10 protein-coding genes are annotated in these 9,193 nt (G+C 71.9%); 6 read left to right on the forward strand and 4 right to left on the reverse strand.

Translation table 11 applies throughout. The annotated features are described in order from the left end of the window. Positions 1–63 precede the first annotated feature (63 nt). From B4M60_RS14365 to B4M60_RS14375, 3 genes are all read right to left on the reverse strand, one after another. A complete protein-coding gene (locus B4M60_RS14365; RefSeq protein WP_291085519.1) occupies positions 64–603 on the reverse strand; it encodes a ferritin in 540 nt (179 codons plus the stop codon). An 18-nt stretch (positions 604–621) separates the two neighbouring features. Beyond that, positions 622–1,401 carry an SDR family NAD(P)-dependent oxidoreductase gene (locus B4M60_RS14370; protein WP_291085521.1) on the reverse strand — a complete coding sequence of 260 codons (780 nt, stop codon included), beginning with the start codon at positions 1,399–1,401 and terminating at the stop codon, positions 622–624. A gap of 104 nt (positions 1,402–1,505) precedes the next feature. Then, the gene (locus tag B4M60_RS14375) at positions 1,506–1,955 is read right to left on the reverse strand and encodes a limonene-1,2-epoxide hydrolase family protein (protein WP_291085524.1); all 450 of its coding nucleotides are present in this window, start codon (positions 1,953–1,955) and stop codon (positions 1,506–1,508) included. Positions 1,956–2,175: 220 nt separating this feature from the next. Here B4M60_RS14375 and B4M60_RS14380 point away from each other — a divergent pair, with 220 nt between their 5' ends. The 3 genes from B4M60_RS14380 (at position 2,176) to B4M60_RS14390 (ending at position 5,041) form a co-directional block, all read left to right on the forward strand. Beyond that, positions 2,176–3,027 carry an alpha/beta fold hydrolase gene (locus B4M60_RS14380; RefSeq protein WP_291085527.1) on the forward strand — a complete coding sequence of 284 codons (852 nt, stop codon included), beginning with the start codon at positions 2,176–2,178 and terminating at the stop codon, positions 3,025–3,027. 50 nt (positions 3,028–3,077) lie between these two features. Beyond that, positions 3,078–4,388: a D-inositol-3-phosphate glycosyltransferase gene (gene mshA / locus B4M60_RS14385; RefSeq protein ID WP_291085530.1), complete on the forward strand. Its 1,311-nt coding sequence runs from the start codon at positions 3,078–3,080 to the stop codon at positions 4,386–4,388. A 125-nt stretch (positions 4,389–4,513) separates the two neighbouring features. Beyond that, complete coding sequence (locus tag B4M60_RS14390) at positions 4,514–5,041, forward strand: YbjN domain-containing protein (RefSeq protein WP_291085533.1); 528 nt, start codon at positions 4,514–4,516, stop codon at positions 5,039–5,041. Between the two features lie 51 nt (positions 5,042–5,092). On the opposite strand, the gene B4M60_RS14395 is transcribed toward B4M60_RS14390, so the two are convergent. Continuing rightward, entirely contained in the window at positions 5,093–6,802 is a 1,710-nt protein-coding gene (locus B4M60_RS14395) for a long-chain-fatty-acid--CoA ligase (protein WP_291085536.1), read from the reverse strand. A gap of 41 nt (positions 6,803–6,843) precedes the next feature. Here B4M60_RS14395 and B4M60_RS14400 point away from each other — a divergent pair, with 41 nt between their 5' ends. The 3 genes from B4M60_RS14400 to B4M60_RS14410 all read left to right on the forward strand — a co-directional run. Beyond that, on the forward strand, positions 6,844–7,590 hold the full coding sequence (locus B4M60_RS14400; RefSeq protein WP_291085539.1) for a phosphoglyceromutase: 747 nt from the start codon (positions 6,844–6,846) through the stop codon (positions 7,588–7,590). Between the two features lie 114 nt (positions 7,591–7,704). Beyond that, complete coding sequence (locus tag B4M60_RS14405; protein WP_291085542.1) at positions 7,705–8,901, forward strand: sensor histidine kinase; 1,197 nt, start codon at positions 7,705–7,707, stop codon at positions 8,899–8,901. Beyond that, the coding region (locus B4M60_RS14410) for a response regulator (protein ID WP_291085545.1) at positions 8,898–9,193 on the forward strand (296 nt) is incomplete at its 3' end. The genes B4M60_RS14405 and B4M60_RS14410, both read left to right, overlap by 4 nt.

The following is a 9,193-nucleotide window of genomic DNA, read 5'->3' on the forward strand; positions in this document are numbered from 1 at the left end:
TGGCCCGGTGGCCCGGTGGCCCGGGGGCGCGGTGGCCCGGGGAGTGGCCCGGTGGCGCGTGGGTCAGACCGCGCCGCCGGCGACCGCGGGCGGGGTGCCGGTGTTGGACGAGGCGTCCGTCTCGCGCGCCATGTACTCCTCGATGCGGAACCAGTCGTCGGCGGCGCGCTCGGCGATCGCCACCAGGGTGCTCATGTTGGCGACCTCCTCGACCTGCTCGCGGAGGAACCACAGCATGAACTGCTCGCCCAGCGGGTCGGACTCGGCGCGCGCGGCCTGGAAGAGGGCCTCGATCTGCCGGGTGACCTGCTGCTCCTGGTCCAGAGCCGTGCGCAGGGCGTCGAGCGGGCCGCCGAAGCTGGCCTGCGGCGCGGGCACCGCCGGGATGGTCACCGGGATGTCGCGGTCGAGCATGTACTGGACCATCATCATGGCGTGGTTCCGCTCGCCCAGGCTGTGCTGGTAGAAGCGGGTGGCCAGCTGGGGCAGATCCTTGGCGTCCGCCCAGACGGCGATCGCGATGTACTGCTGGCTCGCGGCGAACTCGTGGCCCACCTGCGCCGAGAGGAGGTCGTTGAAGGACTGGCTACCGATCTTTGGCATGCGTCGAGGCTAGCGTGCTCAGCGTCGGTGCGCGCGCATCGCGGAATGCTGGTCCCGCGGCTTCACCACGATCGTGTCGAGGTTGACGTGCGACGGCCGGCTCGCCACGAATCCGACGATCTCGGCGATGTCCTGCGCGACCATGGGGGTCAATCCCCGGTAGACCGCGCCGGCCTTGTCGTCGTCGCCCTCGAACCGCACCAGCGAGAACTCGGTCTCCACCATCCCGGGCGCGATCTCGGTGAAGCGCACGGGCTGCCCCAGGTGCTCCCCGCGAAGCGTGCGGTGCAGGACCGCCTGCGCGTGCTTGGCCGAGGTGTAGCCGGAGCCGTTGTCGTAGGACTCGAGCGCCGCGATGGACGTGATGGTCACCACCAGCCCGTCGCCCGTCTCGACCAGCACCGGCATCAGGCCCCTCACCAGACGTAGAGTGCCGAGCACGTTGGTCTCCCACATCCAGCGCCACTGGTCCTCGTCGGCGTCCATGACGGTGGAGGTGCCCTTGGCCCCGCCGGCGTTGTTGACCAGCACGTGCAGGCGGGGGACGGCCGCGCAGAACGCCGCGCACGACTCGGCGTCCGTCACGTCCAGGGGGAGCGCGGTGCCGCCGATCTCGCGCGCCAGGGCCTGGAGCCGGTCCAGCCGCCGGGCGCCCACCACCACGTGGAAGCCCAGCCGTGCCAGCTCCCGCGCGGTGGCCTCGCCGATCCCGGAGGACGCGCCGGTCACCACCGCGATGCGGGTGTCGTGGGGGAGGGCGGCCAGCCGCTCGCGGGCGGCGGAATGCTCGGTGCTCATGCCGTTGAGATTAGGCGCGGCGGCGGCGGGGGGCGATTCGACGGCCGTGCGGTGGCGAGGCGGCCGGCGCGGGGGGACGCCGACGATCCACGACGACGACGAGGTCAGCGACCCCGTCCGGTGACCATCCCCACCAGTCCGCGCACCGCGCCGCGGGCCATGTCGGCCGTGGAGAAGTAGTCCTGCCATCCGCAGATCAGGCCATCCCGGACCTCGAGGCGCCCGCACACCCAGAAGCCGCAGCGGAACGGTCCGACGCCCAGGTAGTCGGTGCGTTCGGTGAGCACGATGGTGGGGGCCGCGGGGTCGGTCGGATCGGCCGGGGCGCCCACGGCCAGGTGGTGGATGTCCACGTCGAAGCTGATGTTGCGGTTCATCGCCGAGATGGCGCCGACCACCGCGCGCTTGCCCCGGACGGTCGGGAGGCCGATGTTGGCCCACCAGACGTCGTCGGCGAGCAGGGCCGCGGCGGTGCCGGTGGATCCCGCCACGAGTGCGTCGAAGAAGGTGCGGACAACGACGTCGGCGTCGGTCCGGGTGCTGGTGACTGCCATCCGCCCACGGTAGCCCTCGCGGGCTCGTTCCGGGGGACGGATCCGCCCGCCCGGGCCGCCCGCCCCGACTCGCCCGCCCCGACTCGCGCTGCCGGAATGCGCGGAATCCCCCGACATGCGCTGGGCGTCCGGACCACACGGGCAGCGCATCCCCGGCCAGACAGGGGTGCCGCCGCCCCGCGGGCCTCCCCGCCATCGCGGTGCTGGCACGATGACCGGCATGACCACTGAAGGCGCCCCCGCCCCCGCCCCCGCCGTCTGCTCCGCCGTCTCCTCCGACGGCACGACCCTCGCCTACCGCGTCCTCGGCGATCCCGCCGCGCGGCCCCTGGTCCTGGTGCACGGCTGGGCACAGTCCAGCGCCTGCTGGGGATCCGAGCTGCTGGGCGAACTCGCGGAGCGGTTCCGCGTGGTGGCGGTGGACCTGCGCGGGCACGGGCACTCGGGCGTCGCGGAGGCCGGCTACGACTCGTCCGCGCAGTGGGCCGACGACCTTGAGGCGGTGCTCGACGCGGCCGGGATCGGCGAGGGCTCCGGCGCGATCCTGCTGGGCTGGTCGTACGGCGGCATCGTGGTCTCGGACTACCTGGCCGCGCGCGGGGAGGGCAGGGTCGCCGGCCTGGTCCTCTGCGGGGCGGTCACCTCGATCTCGCGGTCGGCGGGCGGCGCGGTCGGGCCGGCCATGATGGCGGTCGCGGACGGCGGGTTCGACGACGACCCGGCCCGGGCGATCGCCGCGCTATCGGGCTTCGGCTCGGCGATGATGCGCTCGGGCGACGGGGCGAGCCGCCAGCGGATCTTCGGCCTGTCGCTGGCCACGCCCCCCGCGGTCCGCGGCAAGATGCTCGCGCGCCGCGTGGACAACGACCAGACCCTGCGCGGATTGTCGATCCCGGCCCTGGTGATCCACGGCGAGCATGACGGGGTGGTGCTGCCCTCGGCCGGGCAGGCGAACGCCGGGATGATCCCCGGCGCCCGCTTCGTTGGCTTCCCTGAATCCGCGCACGCGCCGTTCGTGGAGGAGATGCCGCGCTTCCTGGCACACCTCGAGGAGTTCGCCGCGTCGCTGTAGCCGCCTGCCGCGATGTGCACGGTCTCGTCGTCGGGGGCACAATCGGTCAGGTGACCGTCACCGACCTGACCACCGGCGTCGACGCCCCGCTCCCGCGGCGCATCGCCGTGCTGTCCTTCCACACCTCGCCGCTGGCCCAGCCCGGCACCGGGGACGCCGGCGGGCTCAACGTGTACGTCCTGCAGTCCGCGCGCCGGCTGGCCCGCCGCGGGGTGGAGGTCGAGATCTTCACCCGTGCCACCCACTCCTCGCAGCCCCCGGTCGAGGAGGCCGGCGACGGCGTCCTGGTCCGCAACATCGTGGCCGGGCCGTTCGAGGGGCTGCGCAAGGAGGACCTGCCCACGCAGCTCTGCCCGTTCGTGGCCGGAGTGATGCGGGCGGAGGCCGGTCACGCGCCCGGCCACTACGACCTCATCCACTCCCACTACTGGCTGTCGGGCCAGGCCGGGCTGGTGGCGTCCGAGCACTGGGGCGTGCCGCTGGTGCACACCGCGCACACCCTGGCGGCGGTGAAGAACGCGGTCCTCGCGGAGGGCGACACCCCCGAGCCCGAGTGTCGGCGGATCGGGGAGCAGCAGATCGTGGACGCGGCCGACCGGCTCGTCGTCAACACCACCGGCGAGCGCGACGAGCTGGTGGGCTACTACGACGCCGATCCGGCCGACATCGACGTGGTCCCGCCGGGCGCCGACCTCGAGCAGTACACCCCCGGCACGCAGCGCGGCACCGAGCGGGCCCGCCGGGCGCTGGGGCTCGCGCAACGCACGGAGGTGATCGCGTTCATCGGCCGGATCCAGCCGCTCAAGGCCCCGGACGTGATCGTGCGGGCGCTGGCCGAGATCGTCCGCGCCCAGCCGCACCGCGACGTGCGCCTGCTGGTGGTGGGCGGGCCCAGCGGGTCCGGGCTGGACCGGCCGCGCTCGCTCATGGACCTCGCCGCGGAGCTGGGGGTGGCCGACCGCGTGAGCTTCCTCGCCCCGCGCCCGCCGTCGGAGCTGGTGGACGTCTACCGCGCCGCCGACATCGTGGCCGTGCCCTCGTACTCCGAGTCCTTCGGGCTGGTCGCGCTCGAGGCCCAGGCGTGCGGCACGCCCGTCGTGGCCGCCGCCGTGGGCGGGTTGCCCACGGCCGTCGACGACGGCCGCACCGGGCTCACCGTGGACGGGCACGACCCGCGGGTGTGGGCGCGGACGTTGGTGGGACTGCTCGACGACGACGAGCGCCGCCTGTCGATGTCGCGGGCCGCCCCGGTCCACGCCTCCGCGTTCTCCTGGGACTCGACGGCCGACGGGCTGCTCGACTCGTATGCGGGCACGATGGCCGCCTACCGCGCCCGGCGTGCCGAGGCCACCGCGTCCTGACCGCACCCATCCGAGAGGCCCCGCCACGACGAATCCCCGTCGGACGCAGACAGGCGGACGACCACCGCGCACGCCGACCACCGCGCACGCCGACCCACCGCCACGACCGCCGAAGGAGTCCGAGGATGACCGACGAGACCAGGAACGACCCCGCGGACGGGCCCACCGTCGACCGCATCACCGCGTTCCTCCGGACGCGCGAGATCGAGTCGACCCTGGCCGACGGCCGGACCTTCGTGGTGCAACTGCCGGGGGAGAAGCGGCTCAAGACCGCCTGCCACCTCACGGTGAACCGCGAGAGCGTGCGCATCGAGGCGTTCGTGTGCCGCCAGCCCGACGAGGACCACGAGAAGGTCTACAAGTACCTGCTGCGGCGCAACCGTCGGCTGTACCAGGTGGCGTACACGCTGGACAACAACGGGGACATCTACCTGGTGGGCCGGATGCCGCTGGTCGCGGTGACCGACGAGGAGCTCGACCGGGTGCTCGGCCAGGTGCTCGAGGCCGCGGACCACGACTTCAACATCCTCCTGGAGACCGGCTTCCACACGTCGATCCGCCGCGAGTGGGAGTGGCGCGTCTCGCGGGGCGAGCCGCTGCGCAACCTCGACGCGTTCCGCCACCTCACCGAGGACCTCCCCCAGCCCGAGTGACGGTGCCCGCCTCGCCCGCCGCACCCCGCGCGCGCGCCGGGCCCGGCCCGGTCAGGGGTTGATCTCCTCCGCCACCTTCTTGCGCAGCACCTTGCCCATGGGGTTGGTGGGCAGCTCGTCCAGCTCCACGAACTCGCGCGGGACCTTGTACCCGGTCAGCGAGCCCTTGCAGTGCGCGCGCAGGGCGTCGGCGTCGAGCGAGGCGCCGGGCTCGAGGACGACGGCGGCCACGACCTGCTCCGACCCGTCCATGCCCCGGCGGCCCACCACCGCGCAGTCGGCCACGCCCGGGGCCTTGCGCAGGACCGCCTCGACCTCGGACGGGTACACGTTGAACCCGCCGGTGACGATCATCTCCTTGATCCGGTCCACCACGTGGAGGAAGCCGTCGGGGTCCTGCACCACCACGTCGCCGGTGCGGATCCAGCCGTCGTGGAAGGTGTCGGCGGTCGCGTCGTCGTTGCGCCAGTAGCCCGGGAACACCTGCGGCCCCTTGACCAGAAGCTCACCGGGCTCGCCGGTCGGAACGTCCACCGAGGGATCGTCCTTGTCGGCCACGCGGATGTCGGTGTCGGGGAAGGGGATGCCGATGCTGCCGGCCCGCCTCGCCGTCGACATGGGGTTGCCGATGGTGATGGGCGAGGTCTCGGTCATCCCGTACCCCTCCACCAACAGGCCGCCGGTGGCGGACTCCCACCTCTCGATGAGCTCGGCGGGAAGGCTCATCGCACCGGACAGGGAGTGCCTGATGCCGCGCAGCGGGATCCCGCGCTTCTCGGCCTCCTCGAGGATCTTGGTGTAGATCGGCGGGACGGCGGGGATGAAGGTCGGCAGATCCTTCTTGAGGATCGGCATGATGAGGTCCATGTCGGGCGTCGGCACCAGCTGGAGCCGCGCCCCCTCGGCGATCCCGAACACCACGCACAGCGTCACGCCGTAGGCGTGGAACATCGGCAGCGAGGCGAGGAACTTCTCCTGGCCCGGCGTGAGCTCGGGCACCCAGGCGCGACCCATCTTGGCGTTGGACACCAGGTTGGCGTGGGTGAGCACGGCGCCCTTGGGGGTCCCGGTGGTGCCGGAGGTGTAGAGGATCAGCGCGGGATCGTCGGCGGCGGGCCGCGCGTACGAGAAGTCCAGTTCCGCGCCCTTCTCGAAGTCGGCCCAGTCCAGGGTGCTGGCGGCGGGCCGGGAGAGCTTGTTCCGGGAGGCGCGCAGCGCGGGCAGGGGTAGGTAGGTGAGCGCGAGGCGCTTGACGGCGGGGAACTCGTCGAGCAGGTCGACGGCGATGATGTGCTCGATCGCGGTGCCGGACCGGCCGGCGAGGTCCTGCACCACCGGCGCCACGACGTTCCACGTCACGACGACCTTCGCGCCGTGGTCGGTGAAGGGGCCCTCGAGCTCGTCGGCGGTGTAGAGCGGATTGTGCTCCACCACGATCGCGCCGATGCGCAGCGCCGCGTAGAACACGACGATCCCCTGCGGGCAGTTCGGCAACAGCACGGCGACGCGGTCTCCGCGGCTGACCCCGAGGCGGCGCAGGCCCTCGGCGGCGCGGCGGACCCGGCTCCCGAGCTCGGCGTACGTGGTGAGGCGGCCGAAGAACTCGGTCGCGGGGCGGGACGAGTAGGTGCTGACCGCGTGGTCGAACTGATCGATGAGCGTGGTGGTGCCGTAGTCGAGATTCTGCGTGGTGCCCGGCGTGTAGTGGGCGGTCCACGGCCGATCAGGGAAATCGGGGGTGGTGCCGGCGGGTGTGGTCATGTCTGCACCGTAGTCCTCCGGCGTCGGGTCATAATGGTCTTATGGCATTCGGAACCCTCGTCCTCCTGCGTCACGGGCAGTCCCAGTGGAACGCATCCAACCAGTTCACGGGGTGGGTCGACGTCGACCTCACCGATCTCGGTCGAGAGGAGGCTGTCCGCGGCGGAAAGCTGCTCGCCGAGGAGGGCATCCTCCCCGACGTGCTGTACACCTCGCTGCTGCGTCGCGCGATCACCACGGCCAACATCGCGCTCGACGCGTGCGACCGCCACTGGATCCCGGTGGTGCGGAACTGGAAGCTCAACGAGCGCCACTACGGCAAGCTCCAGGGCCTCGACAAGGCGCAGATCAAGGACGAGTTCGGAGACGAGCAGTTCATGCTGTGGCGCCGGAGCTACGACACGCCGCCGCCGGCGATCGACTCCGGGAACGAGTACTCCCAGTCGGGCGACGTCCGCTACTCGGACCTGCCCGCGGTGCCGCTGACGGAGTGCCTCAAGGACGTGGTGGACCGGTTCATCCCGTACTACGCGGCCGAGATCGCGCCGAAGCTCGCCGAGGGTAAGACGGTGATGGTGGCCGCGCACGGCAACTCCCTGCGGGCACTGGTCAAGCACCTCGACGGCATCTCCGACTCCGACATCGCCGGGCTGAACATCCCCACCGGCATCCCGCTGATCTACCGCTTCGACGAGTCGGGTCTGGTCGCCAATCCCGGTGGGACGTACCTCGATCCCGAGGCCGCGGCCGCCGGCGCCGCGGCCGTCGCCAACCAGGGCGCGAAATAGCAGGTGTCGCACCGGTGAACACCGCCTGAACCCCCGTCCGCCTGCGCATTTACCGCAGGTGGACGGGGGTTCTCGGTTGTGGGAGCCGATCCGCCACACCGTAGGATCGGGCCTGTGCAGGTCAGTCTCGGGATCGCTCTCGCGATCGTCGCCGCAGTGGTCGGCTTCGTCGTGGGCGGCGTCATCGTCCCCCGGCTGCACGCACGCCGCGAGAAGCGGATCGCCGAGCAGCAGGGGCCGAGTCGGCTGGAGGTCCTCCGCGAGGTCTACTACCAGGCGCCGTACGCCCTCGCCGTGGTGGACCGGCACCAGGACGTAGTCCTCTACAACCGTCGAGCCGCCGAGCTGGGGATCGTGGACGACCGTCTCCTCGTGGAGCCGGTATGGCAGGCCGCGCGGGCCACGTTCAACGGGGGCGAGCCCGCGGCGTTCGACCTTCCCCCCAAGATGGCGGCTGGTCGTCGACGCACCCCGTCGGTGAGCGGGCGCAGCGAGATCCTCGGTGGCCACGGCGCGAAGTTCGTCGTGGTCTTTGCCGACGACGACTCCGAGCACCGCCGCATGGAGGCCGCCCGCCGCGACTTCGTCGCCAACGTCTCCCACGAGCTCAAGACCCCGGTCGGGGCGATGGCGGTACTGGCCGAGGCGCTCATCGAGTCCAAGGACGACCCGGAGACCGTCGAGTACTTCGGCGGACGGGTGCTGAGCGAGGCGCATCGGCTCGGAAGGATGGTCTCCGAGCTCATCGAGCTGTCCCGGTTGCAGGGCGCCGAGCGGATCCGCGATCTGCAGCCGGTGGACGTCGACGACCTGGTGGACGAGGCCATCCGCCGGTCCGCGTCCGCGGCGGAGGCGGCCGGGATCGAGCTGATCACGGACTCCCCGTCGGGGCTCGAGGTCACGGGCGACCGGACGCTGCTCGTCACCGCACTGACCAACCTCATCTCCAACGCCGTCAACTACTCGCCGGAGCGCACGCCCGTCTCGATCACCCGCGCCCTCGACGGGGACACCGTGATGTTGCGGGTCACCGACCGGGGGATCGGCATCGCCCCCGAGCAGCAGGGCCGCGTCTTCGAACGGTTCTTCCGCGTGGACAAGGCCCGCTCCCGCGCGACCGGCGGGACCGGTCTGGGGCTGGCGATCGTCAAACACGTCGCCCAGAACCACAACGGTGCGGTCACGCTGTGGAGTCGACCCGGGACCGGGTCGACCTTCACCCTCGAACTCCCGGCCCATGTCGAGCCGGATGGCGACGGGGCCCCGCCCCTCGCCGAGCACGACCAACAAGGAGAGGACCAGGTGCCGTGACCAGGGTGCTGATCGTGGAGGACGAGGCGTCGCTGGCGGACCCGCTGGCATTTCTCCTGCGCAAGGAGGGGTTCGAGGTCACCATCGCGGGCGACGGGCCCACCGCGTTGGAGAGCTTCGACGCGGAGGGCGCGGACATCGTGCTGCTGGACCTCATGCTCCCGGGCATGTCCGGCACCGACGTGTGCAAGCGTCTGCGGGTGACCTCGAGCGTGCCGGTGATCATGGTGACCGCGCGCGACAGCGAGATCGACAAGGTGGTCGGCCTGGAGCTGGGCGCCGACGACTACGT

The sequence above is a fragment of the Dietzia sp. UBA5065 genome (assembly GCA_002415925.1).
Classification (GTDB): domain Bacteria; phylum Actinomycetota; class Actinomycetes; order Mycobacteriales; family Mycobacteriaceae; genus Dietzia.